16 protein-coding genes are annotated in these 17767 nt (G+C 44.6%); 7 read left to right on the forward strand and 9 right to left on the reverse strand.

The genetic code is table 11. The annotated features are described in order from the left end of the window. Positions 1–62 precede the first annotated feature (62 nt). The gene (locus IEY67_RS18900) at positions 63–620 is read left to right on the forward strand and encodes an ABC transporter permease (protein WP_183670810.1); all 558 of its coding nucleotides are present in this window, start codon (positions 63–65) and stop codon (positions 618–620) included. A 128-nt stretch (positions 621–748) separates the two neighbouring features. Then, the gene (locus tag IEY67_RS18905) at positions 749–2743 is read left to right on the forward strand and encodes a glucosamine-6-phosphate deaminase (RefSeq protein WP_122352957.1); all 1995 of its coding nucleotides are present in this window, start codon (positions 749–751) and stop codon (positions 2741–2743) included. A 133-nt stretch (positions 2744–2876) separates the two neighbouring features. Here the strand turns inward: IEY67_RS18905 and IEY67_RS18910 are convergent, their stop codons facing one another. Further along, on the reverse strand, positions 2877–3467 hold the full coding sequence (locus IEY67_RS18910) for a DUF4251 domain-containing protein (protein WP_122352958.1): 591 nt from the start codon (positions 3465–3467) through the stop codon (positions 2877–2879). A 236-nt stretch (positions 3468–3703) separates the two neighbouring features. On the opposite strand from IEY67_RS18910, the gene IEY67_RS18915 reads away from it, so the two are divergent. Together IEY67_RS18915 and IEY67_RS18920 are read left to right on the forward strand one after the other, a co-directional pair. Next, positions 3704–4423: a 2-phosphosulfolactate phosphatase gene (locus IEY67_RS18915; RefSeq protein WP_183670808.1), complete on the forward strand. Its 720-nt coding sequence runs from the start codon at positions 3704–3706 to the stop codon at positions 4421–4423. A gap of 35 nt (positions 4424–4458) precedes the next feature. Beyond that, positions 4459–5484 carry a Gfo/Idh/MocA family protein gene (locus IEY67_RS18920; protein WP_183670807.1) on the forward strand — a complete coding sequence of 342 codons (1026 nt, stop codon included), beginning with the start codon at positions 4459–4461 and terminating at the stop codon, positions 5482–5484. 328 nt (positions 5485–5812) lie between these two features. Here IEY67_RS18920 and IEY67_RS18925 read toward each other — a convergent pair whose 3' ends face one another. Further along, positions 5813–7078 (reverse strand): DUF3843 family protein, encoded by a 1266-nt coding sequence (locus IEY67_RS18925; RefSeq protein WP_183670805.1) that lies wholly within the window; start codon positions 7076–7078, stop codon positions 5813–5815. A 164-nt stretch (positions 7079–7242) separates the two neighbouring features. Here IEY67_RS18925 and IEY67_RS18930 point away from each other — a divergent pair, with 164 nt between their 5' ends. From IEY67_RS18930 to IEY67_RS18940, 3 genes are all read left to right on the forward strand, one after another. Continuing rightward, positions 7243–10038 carry a TonB-dependent receptor gene (locus tag IEY67_RS18930; RefSeq protein ID WP_183670802.1) on the forward strand — a complete coding sequence of 932 codons (2796 nt, stop codon included), beginning with the start codon at positions 7243–7245 and terminating at the stop codon, positions 10036–10038. 39 nt (positions 10039–10077) lie between these two features. Next, positions 10078–11673 carry a beta-helix domain-containing protein gene (locus IEY67_RS18935; RefSeq protein WP_183670800.1) on the forward strand — a complete coding sequence of 532 codons (1596 nt, stop codon included), beginning with the start codon at positions 10078–10080 and terminating at the stop codon, positions 11671–11673. A 118-nt stretch (positions 11674–11791) separates the two neighbouring features. Further along, positions 11792–12265 (forward strand): toxin-antitoxin system YwqK family antitoxin, encoded by a 474-nt coding sequence (locus IEY67_RS18940; protein ID WP_183670798.1) that lies wholly within the window; start codon positions 11792–11794, stop codon positions 12263–12265. Between the two features lie 147 nt (positions 12266–12412). Here the strand turns inward: IEY67_RS18940 and IEY67_RS18945 are convergent, their stop codons facing one another. From IEY67_RS18945 to IEY67_RS18975, 7 genes are all read right to left on the reverse strand, one after another. Further along, the gene (locus IEY67_RS18945; protein ID WP_122352964.1) at positions 12413–12841 is read right to left on the reverse strand and encodes an RNA-binding S4 domain-containing protein; all 429 of its coding nucleotides are present in this window, start codon (positions 12839–12841) and stop codon (positions 12413–12415) included. An 89-nt stretch (positions 12842–12930) separates the two neighbouring features. Further along, on the reverse strand, positions 12931–13494 hold the full coding sequence (pth, locus tag IEY67_RS18950; RefSeq protein ID WP_122353103.1) for an aminoacyl-tRNA hydrolase: 564 nt from the start codon (positions 13492–13494) through the stop codon (positions 12931–12933). A 90-nt stretch (positions 13495–13584) separates the two neighbouring features. Beyond that, positions 13585–14175, reverse strand: a complete 591-nt coding sequence (locus IEY67_RS18955; protein ID WP_122374068.1) for a 50S ribosomal protein L25/general stress protein Ctc — start codon at positions 14173–14175, stop codon at positions 13585–13587. 132 nt (positions 14176–14307) lie between these two features. Beyond that, complete coding sequence (locus IEY67_RS18960; RefSeq protein WP_183670796.1) at positions 14308–15159, reverse strand: SDR family oxidoreductase; 852 nt, start codon at positions 15157–15159, stop codon at positions 14308–14310. A 2-nt stretch (positions 15160–15161) separates the two neighbouring features. Further along, entirely contained in the window at positions 15162–16388 is a 1227-nt protein-coding gene (locus tag IEY67_RS18965; RefSeq protein WP_122374070.1) for an NADH:flavin oxidoreductase, read from the reverse strand. Between the two features lie 37 nt (positions 16389–16425). Continuing rightward, positions 16426–17187, reverse strand: coding sequence for a DUF1295 domain-containing protein (locus IEY67_RS18970; RefSeq protein ID WP_183670794.1), 762 nt, complete (start codon positions 17185–17187; stop codon positions 16426–16428). Between the two features lie 19 nt (positions 17188–17206). After that, positions 17207–17764 carry an STM3941 family protein gene (locus tag IEY67_RS18975; RefSeq protein ID WP_122374071.1) on the reverse strand — a complete coding sequence of 186 codons (558 nt, stop codon included), beginning with the start codon at positions 17762–17764 and terminating at the stop codon, positions 17207–17209. Positions 17765–17767: the final 3 nt, after the last annotated feature.

Genomic DNA, 17767 nt, shown 5'->3' on the forward strand with positions numbered 1-17767 from the left:
ATTTATTGTACTATCAAGTTATATTGGTTATGAAAGAAGTTACGATAAGTATGTAAATAACCATGAAAACATTTATGCTCTGGGGATATTATGTGATCAAGGTAAATGAGAATTACAACAAAGCGGATGTGATTTCGTATGTAAAAGAAAGATATAACGCAACCTTCGATAATTTCCCTTTTCAATATTACTATGTTGACGATTATTTCAATCAACAGTTCAAGGATGAAATTCATCTTAATTTGATTCTGAAGCATTTTGTCATATTGGCTTGTATCATTGCTTTTATCAATTTGTTGTCGGTAACCTGGTTTTCCACGAGTAGCCGCTCAAAAGAAATTGGGATCCGGAAAGTTTTTGGAGCTACAATAAGTGAAGTTGTCGTTTTGTTGAATGTTTCAATTGTTAAATGGATTGCGCTGTCTTTCTTGATCGCGATACCCATCATCTGGGTTGCACTCGGAGAATGGTTGAAGTCTTTTGCTTATCGAATCAATATGGATCCTGTGATACTTTTATTGCCGGGAGTCGCTGCATTGGTTATTAGTTTTATAACTATTTCATTCATAACGTATTCTTTAGCTAAAAAAGATCCTGTCGAATCCATTCATATTAAGTAGTGGGCAGGGGAGTTATACCGACTTATAGGTAAATAGATATTTTTGATAGGGTTCTTTAATCATTATTTGCCGGAGAATTGTTATATTTGTAATTCAAGTAAAAAAGTTGTACTAAATCGTAATTAAACATGAAGACGAACCTTAGTTCTCAAATTACCCTGACGCGTATACCTACCCGGTATTATCGTCCGGAAAACGCTTATGAGCAATCTGTTTTAACCCGTTTGGAAAAGATTCCGACAAACATCTACGAATCGGCAAATGAAGGATCCTTTGCGATCGCAAAGGAACTGGCATCACAAATACGTAAGAAACAGGAAGCCGGAGAGCCTTTTGTTCTTGCATTATCCGGAGGCCGTTCTCCTCAGAGTGTTTTTAAAGAATTGATCCGTATGCACAAGGAAGAACAATTGAGCTTCCGTAACGTGATTGTATTTAATGTATATGAATTTTATCCGTTGAGCGCTTCAACAAACAGTAACCTCGCTTATCTGAAAGAGTCGTTGTTGGATCATGTGGATATCGATCCGAAGAATGTTTATTCGCCTGACGGTTCTATGCCGAAGGATGATATATTCGAATTCTGCAGACAATATGAACAGCATATCCAGAGCTTCGGAGGTATAGACTATATTCTGTTGGGTGTAGGTCATGCAAGCAATATCGGCTTTAACGGTCCAGGTTCTTCTATAAATGTGGGTACTCGCCTGGTATTGCTGGATAACGATGCCCGTAAAGAAGCTGCCCGCACATTCAAATCGATCGAAAATGTTCCGGCAAGTGTGATCACAATGGGTATTTCAACGATCCTGAAAGCTAAAAATGTGATTTTGATGGCTTGGGGTGAAGATAAGGCGCATATTGTTGCTAATACGGTTGAAGGAAAAGTGAGCGAAACAGTTCCTTCTACTTATTTGCAGACTCATATGAATGCGAAAGCTGTTATCGATCTGTCTGCTGCTTACGAACTGACAAGAATCAGTCATCCCTGGTTGGTTACCAACTGCGATTGGGATAACAAGCTGATCCGTCGTGCTATCGTATGGTTGTGCCAGTTAACGGGTAAACCGATCCTGAAGCTGACAAACAAAGATTATAGCGAACATGGTTTGGGCGAACTGTTGGCCCTGTACGGATCTGCTTATAATGTAAATATCAAGATTTTCAACGATATCCAGCATACTATTACCGGCTGGCCGGGTGGAAAGCCGAATGCAGACGATTCCAACCGTCCGGAACGTGCTACTCCGTATCCTAAGAAAGTGATCGTATTCAGTCCGCATCCGGATGATGACGTGATCTCTATGGGTGGTACATTACGCCGTTTATGCGACCAACACCATGATGTACATGTCGCTTATGAAACTTCCGGTAACATCGCTGTAGGTGATGACGAAGTAATCCGTTACTGCGAATACCTGCGTGATGTTTGTGACAAATATTCTCCGAATGATACGGGCGTTAAGGATAAGGCGGAAGAGATCATCAAATATCTGCGTTTCGAGAAAGTAGAAAACGGAGAACCGGAAAAGAGAGATGTTCTGTTCATGAAGGGTACTATCCGTCGTGAAGAAGCTCGTCATGGTTGCCGATATTCGGGTGTGAAAGATGAAAATGTTCACTTCCTGGATTTGCCGTTCTACGAAACAGGTCTTGTAAAGAAGAACGATCTGGGAGATGCCGATGTGGCTATCGTGAAGAAACTGTTGCAGGAAATCCAACCGGATCAGATGTTTGTTGCCGGTGACTTGGCTGACCCGCACGGAACACATAAGGTTTGTCTGGATGCTGTATTGGCTGCTATCGACGAATTGAAAGACGAAGAATGGCTGAAACATTGCCGTGTTTGGATGTATCGCGGAGCATGGGCAGAATGGGAAATGGACCACATCGAAATGGCAGTTCCTATCAGTCCGGAAGAATTACGTTTCAAACGTAATGCGATTCTGAAACACCAGTCACAGGCAGAAAGCGCACCGTTCCTGGGCGATGACGAACGTTTGTTCTGGCAACGTGCTGAAGACCGTAACCGTGCTACAGCTGAACTGTACAAGGATTTGGGTCTGGCTTCTTATGAAGCGATCGAAGCATTTGTTCAGTATATGATCCCGTTTGATAAATAAGAATCTTATTAAAAAATACAGAAGGTATCCCCAAAAAGGATACCTTCTTTTTATGTCCTGACCGGAGCTGATAACAAAAAAGAAGATGTCCTTTTGAGACATCTTCCTCATTTAATTCTGAGTTGATACTAAATTAATAGGTTGTTCCCTGGAAAATGTTTGATTGAGCGTATGGGATCAATGTACCTACCATAGTCAAGTCTCTTCCTGAGAAGTTCGGGTCTACTGTTACGGTTGCTTTGTTGCTGCCGTTCATCAGTGTCAGATTTACTGTGGCAGAGATGAAGATACCCTGAACACTCATGGACAGGTAGACATTTCCGTCTTTATCCTGCTTTGTCTGAATGTTTGATGCGCTACCCTGGACTGTTACACCACCTAATCCATTAGGACCTGGGTACGGTGAGTTGGATGCGATCTGTACCATTGCCTGGCCATTGTTCAATGAGACGAAGTTGGTGTTTGAGTTCACATAGTAAACCATTCCGTTCATTGGTTGTACGGAGTTGGCCTCCAAAACGAAAGACTGGTCGCTGATAGCTTGCATGGCGGTGTTGAATTCCTGTTCATCCATGATAGCGTCTTTAGCTTCTCTGGCTTCTTTTTTAGCTTCTCTTTCTAACTTTTTCTCTGCTTTTTCTGCGGCTTTGCTCTGAGCCTGTACATGTGTCATTCCCCCTATAACAAGAGTGAAAACGACGATAAAAGATACAATTCTTTTCATACGATTTAGTTTAAAACGTTTTCAAAATGTAGTAAAAAAACAAGCGGATGATAAAAAGGTTTCTAATAAATAGACGATTGCAGATACTATAACATTTTATCAGGGTAATTTGGTTAATCCTCATTTTTATTATAGAATCTTTTATATAATAGGTAGTTGCGAAGTCTCCGAATTAGGTATTCAGCGAATTATCCAGTATTTTTGTGGATGATATAAGATGATAAAAATGAAAAGATATGAAGATTGATGTTTGTTTTTCGCCGGTTCTGTATCCGGTATATCATGATCCGGAGGCGATCGTTGTTGTGGTGGATGTATTCCGTGCAACGACAACGATGGCGGCGGCTTTTCAGAATGGAGTAAGTAGTATCCGCCCGGTTGCATCTGTGGAGGAAGCGATGGAATATAAGAGAAAAGGCTGGTTGGTCGGGGCCGAACGCAATGTGAAACGATGTGATTTTGCTGATTTCGGAAATTCACCATTCGACTATACACCGGAGAAGGTGACCGGTCGGGATGTGATTTTTACGACAACCAACGGAACGAAGGCGATAACGATCGCTAAATCGGCTTATCACGTTATCACCGGGGCATTTATCAATTTACAGGCAGTGGCGGACTTTTGCCGGAAACATGGGCGGGATGTTGTCGTATTGTGTTCCGGCTGGCAGGATAAGGTGAATATAGAAGATACTTTGTTCGGAGGCGCTTTGGTCGATGTCCTTGTCTCTACCGGTGAATATGAACCGGCTACCGATGCAGCAATCATAGCCCGTGATATGTGGAGGAATAATCGGAATAACTTACTGACATATATCGATCCGACGGATCATATGGCTCGTTTGAAAGCAAATCATTTAGCAGATTCGGTTCCTTATTGCCTGACATTGAACAGTGCGGCGGTTGTGCCGGAATTGACGATAGAGGAGGGAATCCTGGTTTTGAGAACCAGATAATACCGACATTGGTAAACAATTGAAAGATAAGAACAATGACAAAAAATAACAAGATACGTTTCGGAGTAGTCGGGACGAACTTTATAACAGACTGGGTGATTGCCGGGGCACGGCAGGATGAACGTTTTGAGTTGGTGGCTGTTTATTCGCGGACACAGGAGCGGGCGGATGAATTTGCAGTCAAACATCAGATTCCCCACACTTTTACCTCTCTGGAGGAAATGGCGCAGAGTCCGCTGATCGATGCAGTTTATATCGCATCCCCTAATTTCCTGCATGCGGCACAGAGTATTCTTTGCATGAAACATGGCAAACATGTTTTGTGTGAGAAGCCTTTTGCATCGAATGCGTTGGAAGCGAAAAAGATGATCGAAGCTTCCCATACATATAATGTAACGTTGATGGAGGCGATGAAGCCGACATTGACTCCGAATTTCCGTGCTGTTCGTGATAATCTGATCCGCTTGGGGACGATACGCCGTTATTTCTCTTGCTATTGTCAGTATTCATCGCGTTATGATAAGTATAAGGAAGGGATCGTGTTGAATGCCTTTAAGCCGGAATTGTCGAATGGGGCGATGATGGATATAGGTATCTATACGCTTTATCCGATGGTAGTCCTGTTCGGACGGCCAAAAAAGGTGGAAGCTTCCGGTATCGTGCTTTCCTCAGGAGCGGACGGACAAGGGGCAGTGAATTTTCTGTATGACGATATGAATGCGACTATCCTTTATTCGAAGATTGCGAACTCTTATCTTCCTACGGAGATACAGGGTGAAGAGGGGAATATCAATCTGGATCGTATAAATATAATTGGAAAGGTTACTTATACACCTCGTATCCCGACAGGTGCCGGAAAGACGGCAGTTTCGGAACCGATAGATATAAGCGCAGTGACAGATAAGAATGAATATTATTATGAGGTGGCAGAGTTTATGGATCTGATACAGGCGGGTAAACGCGAGTCATCTGTTAATAGTCATGAGAATTCATTGATTACTCTGGAGGTTATCGACGAAATACGGAGGCAGTTGGGGATTATCTATCCGGCTGACAGGTAGTGGAGGGAGATTCGCTATAACAGGTTTATTTGCCGTCTGCTTCAGCTGACGGTTTACAAGTTATTTCTCCTTTTCGGCTTTAGCCACATTTTTTCACATAGAGATTGTGTTTAAAATGTGACTAAAGTCCAAAGAAATAGTTATTAACTAATCCGTCAGCTGAAGCAGACGGCAAATAAACCTGTAACAAGCAAGTCCTCCTGTTTATTGGAATTTCTAAATCCATGTCATCTGCGTACAAAACATATTCGACCGCAAAGTATAACTGTCAACTGTCACTTGTCAACTATCAACTGAAAAAGGTGAAACCTTTTTCTAATAATTCTTTTTAAATCTCTCTTATAAAATACTTCGCCAGGAACTCCCAATTCCTATGAATAATATCTTTCCCGCGTTCCGGGCTGTACAGGCTCTTTGTCTGCGCATCTGCCAGCATACCGCGTTCTTCGAGGGCTTTCAGTAAGTCCATGCTGCAATGTTTGACGATGAAGAATGCCAATGCCTGTTCGGAAGCCTTTTTCTCATTGTAGAAAGGATTCTGTTCGTCTTTGATATATTCGATACCGTCCACCACTAATTGCAGCCCCTCTCTGGGAGAAGCATATACAGCAAACTTGTCGAATTCGATACAGTTCGCCAACGGGGTATATTCGTTTTCTTCCAGTTTCAACTGCTGCGAGGCGAAATCGATGAACTCTTGCTTGCTCTTCATATAGAATAACAGTTTACCATTGGCCACTTCGGTAAATTTATTGTAGGCATCTTTGTTGCTTTCTTCCCTTTCTTTGATAGCAGGGTCGATGAAGTTTTCCGATTGCTCTGCCTGTTCCGCGAAGAAAGTGTGATTCGGGTGTGTTTCCGGTAGGATGAGCGACAACCATTTGGGCGACGTATAGGCCAGGAATGCAGTACGGTCGATGTGAGCCAGCGAATTATGGATTGTCATAATCACCTCCGTATTCTCCTTATTACCCGGGTTCTGACGCCAGAACTCCTTGATCGTTTCGCTCAGGTTGTATTTTGTGTCCGTGAATAAATACGAATCGTAATGGAACCAATGCAATAGTATTTCGTAGTCTTCCGGTGTCTCATAGGACGTTTCCGGGGCGAATAAAGCCTGCATCTTGCTGTTTTCCGGAGCGGTAGTCCACTCCTGGCAGAATAGCTGGTAGATCAGGCGGCCCGTCTCTTCGTTCGTCGGGTTATCCGGATTGACAAAAGTACCTTTCTTGGCACCGTGATACTGCTGGGTGTAGTGCCAGAGCAGGAAACGGACATCTTCCAGGTTGGCTTCATCATCGTAATAATGGTCGCTGATAGTGTAGAAAGGGAGATAGTTGCCTGTCTGTTTCTTATATTCCGTGATGAAAGAGTGCCAGATGTTGAGGCCGGAGATTACATCCTCGAAATAAGCCGCCATACGCATACTGATCTGGATGACATCTTCTTTGTCGAATGAGTTTGCCAGGTCGGTATGTAACATTATATCATGTATCTGATTGGCGATACGGGTATAATAAAGATCGGTTGGTCCGGATTGTTTATATGGATGCAGTTGCAGCCAGTCTTTTGGAAAAATCTTAGTATTTTTCATCTTATAATCGTCATTTACGCTTTTGATTAATAAAGGTACAAATGTAGTAAATTTATTTGTCAACGAATTGTAATAACCGTTACCGTATTGTCATCTCTTTTAAATTTGGCTGAAACATCGCGCCTCTACTTTTGCGGCAAATAAATGTAACAACAAGTAAAGGAATGAGAAATAAGCGTGAAAAGAGAGGGCTGTTGATGTTGGTTCTCCTGCTGTTTGGAAGTTTTCTTGCGCTGACGGCCCGGGCACAAACGGGTGTTATCTGCGGAACCGTGACAGATGCTAAATTCAAGGAACCACTGATCGGTGCCACTGTCTCTATCGAAGGAACGACAATCGGAGCTATAACGGATATAGATGGAAATTTCCGTATCGAAAAGGTACAACCTGGTAAATATACTCTGGTCGCTTCTTATGTATCTTATAAAACGCAAACCATAAAAGATGTGGCTGTGATAGCTTATCAGGAAGCAGTCGTGCGTATCGAACTATCGGACGCCGATCTCCAACTGCAAAACGTTGTGGTAGTGGCCCAACGAAAACTGGGGACAGAAACAGCCGTACTGAATACCGTCCGCAAAAGCCTTCCTGTAGTGAGTGGAATATCTGCCCAGCAGATCAGCAAGACGCAGGATAGCGATGCCGCTGAGGTGCTTCGCCGTATACCCGGTATTACGATCGTGGACGACCGCTTCATTGTTGTCCGCGGCCTGGCACAGCGTTATAATAATGTGTGGCTGAACAATGCCACGACACCGTCGAGCGAGACAGATAGCCGTGCTTTTTCCTTTGACGTGCTGCCTTCTTCCCTGGTCGATAATATGATGGTCTACAAAAGTCCGTCGGCAGAGTTACCGGCTGATTTCTCGGGTGGTTTCGTCCGCTTGCTGACGAAGAATGTGCCGGAAGGGAATACCTTCAATCTCTCTTATCAACTGGGTTTTAATACAAATGCAACTTTCCGCGATTTCCAGTTGACGAAAGGGCATGCGGTCGATTATCTAGGCTTTGGTGTCGGTAAACGCACGCTACCTTCCAATACACCTGCTCACCTGAACGATGTAAGTACTTCCGACGCTGCTACATTTACCCGCCGGGTGAATACGGGGTGGGATATCAGCCATTTCACGGCACTCCCGGAACAGAAGCTGACTTTCACCATGAATCGCCTTTTCGACCTGGGTGACTGGCGGATCGGTAATATAACGAACGTGAATTACAGTACGGGCTACGATTATTACGAGATGAAGAACAATAACTATCTGTCGTATGATATGACGAACGACCAATCGTCTTACCGTTATAAATACGATGATGTGCAATATAAGAATACAACCAAGCTCGGTGCCTTGTTCAACTGGTCTTTCCTGAACGGGAACAACAAGTTCGAGTTCCGTAACTTCTTCAACCAGCGGGGAACTTCTTCGCTTTCCCAACGCCAGGGTACAGATTACTATTCTGAAGAGAATATCCGGAAATGGGAATCACTTTACACCGGACGTACCACCTATGCCGGCCAGTTGAGCGGCGAACATAAATGGCATGACGAAGCCGACAAGCTGGACTGGACGGTGGGGTATGCTTATGCCGCCTACAAGGAGCCGGACCGTAAAGTCGTCAAGTCGATGGAACGGAAGCTGGATGACGAACTTAAATATTATGTATCCGACCCGACCCGCTATTATCAGGATCTGACGGATAACAGTTTCTCCCTCGGAACGAATTACGAGCATATTTTCAGTGTATCGGAGCTTTTCAAACCCGTCTTGAATGCCGGTGTATATGGAGAATATAAAGACCGTACGTTTGAAGCGCGCCGTTTTCTCTACAATCTTTTGGGAAGTGGATATAACCGCTTTGCCGAGTGGGATTACAGTTCGATCTTTTCGGATGAGAATATTTCCGAAAACCGTATTTATATGAAGGAAAGCACCAATAAAAGCGACTCTTATACTTCTGAGAATCTGTTGGGGGCAGCTTATGTGGCAGCCCGGTTGAATTATGGAGAGAAACTGAATGCGAATATCGGTGTCCGCATGGAATATTACCAGCTGAAACTGGATGGCTACGAATCGGATGGTATCAAAGCGGTCCATCTGGACCAAAGTTCGACCGAGTTCTTTCCTTCCCTGAATGTCGCCTATAGCCTGACTGATAAACAACAGGTGCGGGTCGCTTATGGGCGTTCGGTCAACCGTCCCGAATTTCGTGAAGTGGTGCCTTACGTGTATTATGACTTTGCACTAGATGCCAATATTACCGGGAATGTCAATTTAAAGAATGCCTATACCAATAATGTTGATGTGCGTTATGAGTTTTACCCGTCGACAGGCGAGACGGTGACGATAGGAGGATTCTATAAATATTTTGAAGACCCGATCGAGCAGACGTATAGTGAAGCAGGTTCCGGCTTGCAGTACACCTATCACAATGCCGATCATGCCAGGGCTTTTGGTGTGGAGGTGGATATTAAGAAGCAGTTGGATTTTATCGGGTTGAAAAACCTGAGCCTGGTTTTCAATGGCGCCTATATTCATAGTAAGGTCTATTTTGCCGAAGGCTCTTTTGAGCGCGACCGGGCGATGCAGGGACAGTCTCCTTATCTGATCAATACCGGGTTATTCTACCAACTGGAAGATAAAGGTTTTTCTGCTTCCGTGCTCTATAACCGCATCGGAAAGCGTATTGAAACAGTGGGTGTCCCTGCCCAGAACCCGAATGACGATATCCCTGATATCTATGAAATGCCACGTAACGCATTGGATTTGAGTTTCTCGAAGAAAGTGGGCAAGTATGTGGAGATTAAAGGGGGTATCAAAGATTTGTTGAACTCGAAGATTGAGTATAAACAGTTTCTGGAACTGACGGAAACTTCCGGTGCGAAACGGGAAGTGGAACAGTTGGTTCGCAGCTACCGTCCGGGCGTGACTGTTAATCTGGGCGTATCGGTTAAATTTTAAATAATGTCACTTATATACAAACTAAATTAGTTTATTATTATGAACAAGTTTTTATTGAAAGGTGTGGCTGCCTTAGTATGCATAGCCACAATGTTTGGAAACGTAGCTTGTAGCGACGATGACGACTCGGCGACAATCAGTGTTACTGCGGTTGCATTGGATAAAACGACCTTGTCGTTGAAACCGGGATCGACAACTAAATTGGTTCCTACCATTACTCCCTCGGATGCTACTACGACAAGTGTGACCTGGACTTCTTCCGATGATAAAGTAGCTACCGTTAGCGATGGAACGGTTACGGCTGTAGCAGAAGGTACGGCTACTATCACTGTTAAGACTGACGACGGTGGTAAAACGGCGACTTGTGTTGTAACGGTTGATGCCGATGCTCCGGAAAGCCAAGACGTAACGCTGGAAGGAGATATTCCTTCCGATATGACTCTACGTGCTGTGGATAATAATTTGTTGAAAGGATATGTCTATGTGCCTTCCGGTGTAACATTGACTATCGAACCGGGTACGGTGATCAAAGGGGAAAAAGCCACAAAAGGTTCTCTGATCGTTGAACCGGGGGGCAAGATCATTGCCGAAGGTACGGTTGATAAACCGATTGTCTTTACTTCGAACCAGCCTGCCGGTTCACGTGCTTATGGCGACTGGGGTGGTTTGATCTTATGTGGTAATGCTCCGGTTAATGCAAATGATCCGCAGATAGAAGGTGGTCCGCGTACTCATTATGGTGGAAACAAGCCTGAAGATAATTCCGGTATAGTGAAGTATGTACGTATCGAGTTTGCCGGTTATCCGTTGGAACCGAATAAGGAGATCAATGGTCTGACTTGTGGGGGAGTCGGTAGCGGAACGACACTGGAATATATCCAGGTATCTTATTGTGGTGACGATTCTTTCGAATGGTTTGGCGGAACGGTGAATGCAAAACACCTGATTGCTTATAAAGGTTGGGATGATGAATTCGATACGGATTACGGTTATACCGGAAAATTGCAGTTCTTGCTGGGTGTTCGTGATCCGAAGGTTGCCGATACCTCTAAGTCCAACGGTTTTGAGTCGGACAACGATGCGAATGGCTCCGGAGACGAGCCTATTACGAAGCCTATTTTCTCTAACGTAACGCTGATCGGTCCGTTCTATGGCGAGTCAGCCGGTAAAGCGGAAAGTGAAATTCTTTATACAACGGATGATGCAGCTAATGGTGCGAAGGGTGGACAGTTCCAGGCTGCTATGCATATTCGCCGTAACTCTTCTTTGAATGTTTACAACTCTGTCTTCACTGGTTGGCCTTATGGTCTGTACCTGCAGAATGCAAATGCCGGTGCAACGGTAAAGAATGTGATCTTTGCCGGTATGTGGGAGAACTTCAAGGATGATGACAGCAAGAGCTATTTCGAAACAGAGAATTTGAAAAATCAGGTATATGCTTCCAGCAACGACCTGATTGTAACAAACGCTGATTATTCTTCAGTGGTAGTCGACAAGATCGGTGGTGCGGATTTCTCTGATTCTGTTTTGTCTGACAACTTCTTCGATAAGGTTACTTACAAAGGTGCCTTCGACGGAACCAACGACTGGACAGCCGGATGGGCAAACTGGGATCCACAGAATACAGCTTATTAATCAGATTGTTTCTTACTCGAATTTTTGAATAATGGTTCAGGGGCCCGGGATATGTTACATTTTCCTGTGCCCTTTTACCTTTCTTGCAGGAGGGTGGAAACTGTAAAAACATATACAAATGATAAAGAAATTGCTATTAACATCTACATTGGTTGCCGGAAGTACCTTTGCTATCCAGGCACAGGACCTGGTACTTAATGAAGGTCAGTATTATACGGACGAAACACAAACTACACCTTATACGGGTCGTTATACGGAGTTTTATGACGATGGTATGCTGAAGATGGAGTTGTATCTGAAAGATGGGCGTCCGGAGGGTACGTATGTAATCTATTACCCCGATGGGAAGATTGCGGAGGTCCGCTCGTATTATCATGGCGTTTTTCACGGGGAGTGGCGAACCTATAATGAGGCAGGACAACTGATCGGTCTGGCTTCTTATAAAGATGGTGAGAAAGATGGTCCCTGGCGTATCTGGAATGACAAAGGTGTCATGCGTTTTGAAATGTTCTACACCCGCGGAAAGAAAAGTGGAATTTGGCGGACATGGAGTGATGAGGGGAAATTGTTGACAGAAGAGAAACAGTTATAGAAATAATTGAACCCAAATAACAGGTTCTGTAGGGGCGGGGTTTGCCCGCCCTTTGCGACGATAATATAACAACCGGTGAAGATGGGCGGGCAGACCCCGCCCCTACGTTCACATCTGACAATAATTGAACTTTGTCCTTTATTTTTATTATTCATCATTCGAATCAAAATCGAAATCAAAGTCGAAACCATCATCCATCAATCCCGGATCAGTGAATTGCTCCATTTCACGGCGATCTTTCTTGGTCGGACGGCCTAAGCCACGGGCGCGATCTACGAAACCGGATATCTTATTCATCTCCAGTATTTCGTATTGATCCGGAGTCGTGACATTTTCCAGATATTCCGGCACCAGTTTAGCACCCATTCTGCGTTCTGTCAATGCTAATACTTTGAAGGAAAAAGTCACAGGCGGTTTACGAACCTGAATTACTTCTCCCACCTTGATCATACGGGATGGTTTTACGGTGACACCGTTTATCATGATCCGGCTTTTCTTGCAAGCTTCTGCTGCGATCGTCCGGGTTTTGAAGATGCGGGTAGCCCACATCCATTTATCTATTCTTACTTCATTCATAACAATTTCAGTTGGCAGTTGACAAGTGACAGTTGACAGTTACTTGATGATAGGAGTGCGAAGCCTATCTGTCAACCGTCATCTGTCAACTATTTATTATTGTATTGGTTCATCGTAATCTGTACCCCTGCCAGGCAGAAGCTCTTGACGATCTCGATGGCCCGTTTCAATTTTTCCGGCATCAGTTCCAGTTCTTCAGAAGGGAACTTGCCTAATACATAATCTATTTGTCCGCCGCGAGGAAAGTCACTGCCTATCCCGAAACGCAGACGGTTATACTCCTGTGTTCCCAGGAGTTGTTGTATGTTTTTCAATCCGTTGTGTCCTGCATCACTGCCTTTGGGTTTCAGACGTAAAGTGCCGAAGGGAAGAGCCAGGTCATCTACTACCACCAATAGATTCTCCACTGGAATATTCTCTTTTTGTAACCAGTAACGGACGGCATTTCCGCTCAGGTTCATAAATGTATTCGGTTTGAGCAGGATCAACTCGCAGTTCTTCACCCGCATCCGGGCAACTGCCCCGTAACGCTCTTCCGTGAAAGGCACTCCGGCTTCTTCAGCCAAAGCATTCACGACACGGAAACCGATGTTATGCCGTGTGCCCCAGTATTCAGAGCCTATATTACCAAGTCCGGTTATCAGATATTTCATGATTCTTGCATTATTTATATAATATAAGAAAGGGAAGAACATTCTCCTGAATATTCCTCCCTCACGTTATTTGGTATTATCTTTTTCAGATTACTTACCAGCAGTAGCCTGAGCACCACGAGCGGCACGAGTCAACTGAACGGCGCAAACAACAGCGTTCTTTGCATTTGTCAGTTCCAGACCTTCGAAGTGTAAAGCACCCACCTGCATAGACTTACCTAAGCCCAGGTGATCAACGTTGATAGTCAGTTTTTCAGGGATCTGAGTATAGATAGCTTTAACTTTCAGCTTTCTCATACGCAATGTCAGCTTACCACCGGCTTTAACACCTTCGGCGTGACCTTCCAGAACAACAGGAACTTCCATTGTTACCGGTTTGCTGTCAGAAACTTCCATGAAGTCGATGTGCATGATAGCATCGGTTACTGCCTGGAACTGGATATCTTTAACGATAGCCATAGTCTTTGTTCCGTCGATGTTCAGTTCAACAGCGAAGATTTCCGGAGTATAAACCAGTTTACGTACACTGTCGACAGTTACTGTAAAGTGAGTTACTTTTTCGCCACCGTATAATACAGCAGGGATTTCCTGATTTTTACGCATAGCTTTTAAAGCTCTTTTCTGATCAGCAGAAGTAGCAGCTACTTCTCTTCCTTTTCCTTCTAATTGGAATGTCTTCATTTCTTTAATTTTTTGTGTTACTCAAAATTAGTATTTATGCTTCCTAATTTTCCCATCACACGTACGGGGGTTAAAAGCGGTGCAAAGGTATGTTTTTTATTAATACGTTCCAACTGTCCCGTGTATATTTTTTTAATCCAGTAGATTACGGGAACGAAGCAATCCCTCCGTATCGTCCCAGAGCTTGACTTGGGCCGGATGGTTCCGGATATGTTCCGACAGCTTTTTCTCTTTGCAGTTGGCGTAGCATGTACCACTTTTATCGTTTACATCTTCCGACAGGGCAAGGTGTATGGCTGTCGCTGCTCCTTGCAGCGGTGTTTTGATGAAAGGACGGAACAGGATATCTGTCAGCGGGTCGAACCAGGCATTCATCGTGATCATATTCGTACTGACGATACCTGGGTCGGAGGCGTTGACGGTAATTCCTCTTTCTTTTACCCTTTCCGCCAATTCGCGTGTAAAGAGCAATAAGGCCAGTTTGGTATTTCCGTACACCGATATCCGGTTGAAACGTCCGTTCTTCCCTTTGGTGAAGAAGTCGGATTCTATTTTACCGATGGCATACGTGCAGGATACTGTATTGACGATACGGGTTCCCTTATGCATCAGAGGAAGCAGTAACCGGGTGAGCAGATACGGACCGACGTAATTAACGCTGACAATCGTTTCCAATCCGTCTACCGTAGGACGGATATGGGTGGTCAGAACTCCGGCATTGTTCATTAACCGGCTGACCGGGCGTCCTTCCGCCAGTATCTTTTGTGCGAAAGCATGGACGGATGATAAAGAGGAGAGGTCTATTCCCCGGACCTCTATTTGCTTATTCCCGCTTTCTTTTTTTATACGTTCGCAGACCGGATATGCTTTCTCCGGTTCTTTACACGCCATGATGATCTGAAAACCGTCTTTGGCCAGTGCCAGGGTGATCTCTTGTCCCATGCCCCCGTCGGCACCGGTTATAATGGCTATTCCTTTTTCCATTATTATTTATACTCCAGTTTTTCTATTTCTTTGACAATACTTTTAGGTAGATTCTGCATATGTTTATGGCAAGCCATTTCCAACGAATACATACGGGCAATGCAATAGTTGCTGTGACCGCAGTCGCAACGGGCCTGTTCGTCTTCTTTCATATGGTTGACGAAAGCCGGGTCGTTGAGCAGTGCACGTGCCATGCTGACAAACTCGAATCCGTGGCCGAGTACTTCTTCTATCTTTTCACGGGAGATAAGGCCGCCGACATATACGAGAGGCATTTTCAGGGCTGCCCGGAATTTCAGCGCGTCTTCAAGAAAATATGCTTCCTTGAACGGTTCGGTAGGAATCATCAGGTGCCCTGCCATTCGTACACCGATTGGTAACCATCCGTTCGGCATGTAATGAGTCATTGTGCGGATAGGCATTGCACCACGCATAACATACATCGGAGCACGGCTTACAAATCCCCCGCTCAGTATCAGGGCATGTACGCCGCATTGGTTTTGCAGGGTACGGGCGACTTCCAACGTCTCGTCGAGTTCCATGCCGCCTTTAAAACCGTCGCGCATATTCATTTTTACCAGGACTGCCATATCCGAACCGGCAGCTTTCATTACCTCTTCCATACACATCTTCATGAAACGCATCCGGTTTTCCAGGCTTCCTCCATATTCATCTTTCCGGCGGTTGGTATAAGGAGAGAGGAACTGGCTGATCAGATAGCCGTGTCCGGCATGTATTTCGACGGCATCCATTCCGGCTTCGCGGGCGAGGTGGACTGCCTGGCCGAAGGCTTTTGCCATAGCGGCTATTTCAGACTGCCGCATTCCCCGGACGAAAGTCGGCGAATATAAATTGAATCCGGTGGAAGCAGAGATAGGAGTACATCCGCAGATATTTTTGTGAGACATGTTCCCGCAATGTCCGATTTGTATGGAAGCGGCAGCACCTTCGGCATGGATGGCATCTGTGATCTTCTTCAGACCGGGTATGATTTCAGGGCGTAACCACAACTGACGTTCGAATGAAAGTCCGCTTTGCGTTACGGCGGCATAGGCTAAAGTAGTCATGCCGATTCCGCCGGCTGCCACAGAGGTATGATAGTTATATAGCATTTCCGACGGAGCGTTCCCCGGGCACATACTTTCGAAAGCGGCCGCCCTGATCGTACGATTCCTGAGTGTGAGCGGACCGATAGAGGCCGGGGTGAATAGCATAGATTCTTTATTCATATTAATAACCAGTTATTTATAGTTGTATTTTATATAATCAGTAAATAAATGGAATGATTCGTTTCCGGTTTCCGACCTCTTTACCGAACATGGTTTTGTACTTGTGCCAGATCGTATTGGCACGTGGTACCAGGTTGGCGAATGTCCACCAGGCGAACAAGGCTCCGCTGGCACTCCAGGTCAGGATGGCAAAGCCGCACCATTCCACCAGTTCGCCGAAATAGTTGGCCGAGGTTACGTAGTTGAACATACCTCCTTTAGGTAGATAATGATTGGTGTCGCCCGGTTTGCGGAGGTGGCGGACGATATAGTCTGACCGCCAGTTGATCCACATGCCGCTAAAGAACATCAGCGTTCCGATAATGAATTGCGGAGTGGTCAGCCACTGGGTTGAATACATATTTTCCGGGGCGAGGTAGAATATCCACATACCTTGTATATAACCGTTCAGCAGGTTGAAGACAATCCCCATTGTCATAATACCCACAGGCATTTTGCTCTTGCCTTTGATCAGTAAGGGGAATATGAATGCCCGTTGCAAATAATGCAGTTCGAAGAAGAGGAAGAAGAGTAGAGGAACGGTTTCAAGTTGCCGTTCGGACTGGCTCCAGAGGAAGAGCATCACCCCGAAAACAGGTGCTTCCATACAGATCCAGGCTATTTTGTTTGGAATAGGGATACCCCATTTTTTGTCGAATAACATACCGTATCCGGCTTCTACGAAGTAAAGGGTAACAAAAACAATGGCGGCAATGACCGCCATTATAATCAGCAATATATTAAACTCATCAAGGGTCATTTCAAATCGAGTAATAAGATTATGCTTCTTTATGTAACGTTTTATAGTGGTTGTATTTCTCGAATACAGCCTTTTCGAGTTCCTTAAATGTACAATCCAACGCACGGTCGGAAATACAAATAGGCGATCCGTAGTATTGAAGCTTCAGTTCCAGGGAACGCTTCTTGCTACGTGTGGGCTCCCGGTCAATATATTCGTTCGGATTTTTTACCTTCAGCACGATATATTTACGTTTCAGATTGCTAAGGTCGTCCATTATTTTGATATTGTCAACATCTTTCCACAAAATTGTGCCTATCCGGTTGCCTGTCGATATATCATTGATTCCTTCGTCGGAGATATAGATCGCCTTGAAACTTTCGCGAGTCAGGAATGAATAGCTGATTAAGCAGAAAAATGTCGTGAGTAAAGCAAAGACACCGATGAAGATAAAGACAAAACGTCCTTCCCCATATTTGAGGTCATGAGCAGCATACAAAGCTCCGGCACCGATCAGGGCAGAGAGGACCGTTGTTAGGAACAACCCTCTCTTTTTATGCCTGCTCAATTTGAATGTGGTTGTAGAAGGTGCTTCCATAAC

It is taken from the genome of Parabacteroides faecis, assembly GCF_014647375.1.
Classification (GTDB): domain Bacteria; phylum Bacteroidota; class Bacteroidia; order Bacteroidales; family Tannerellaceae; genus Parabacteroides; species Parabacteroides faecis.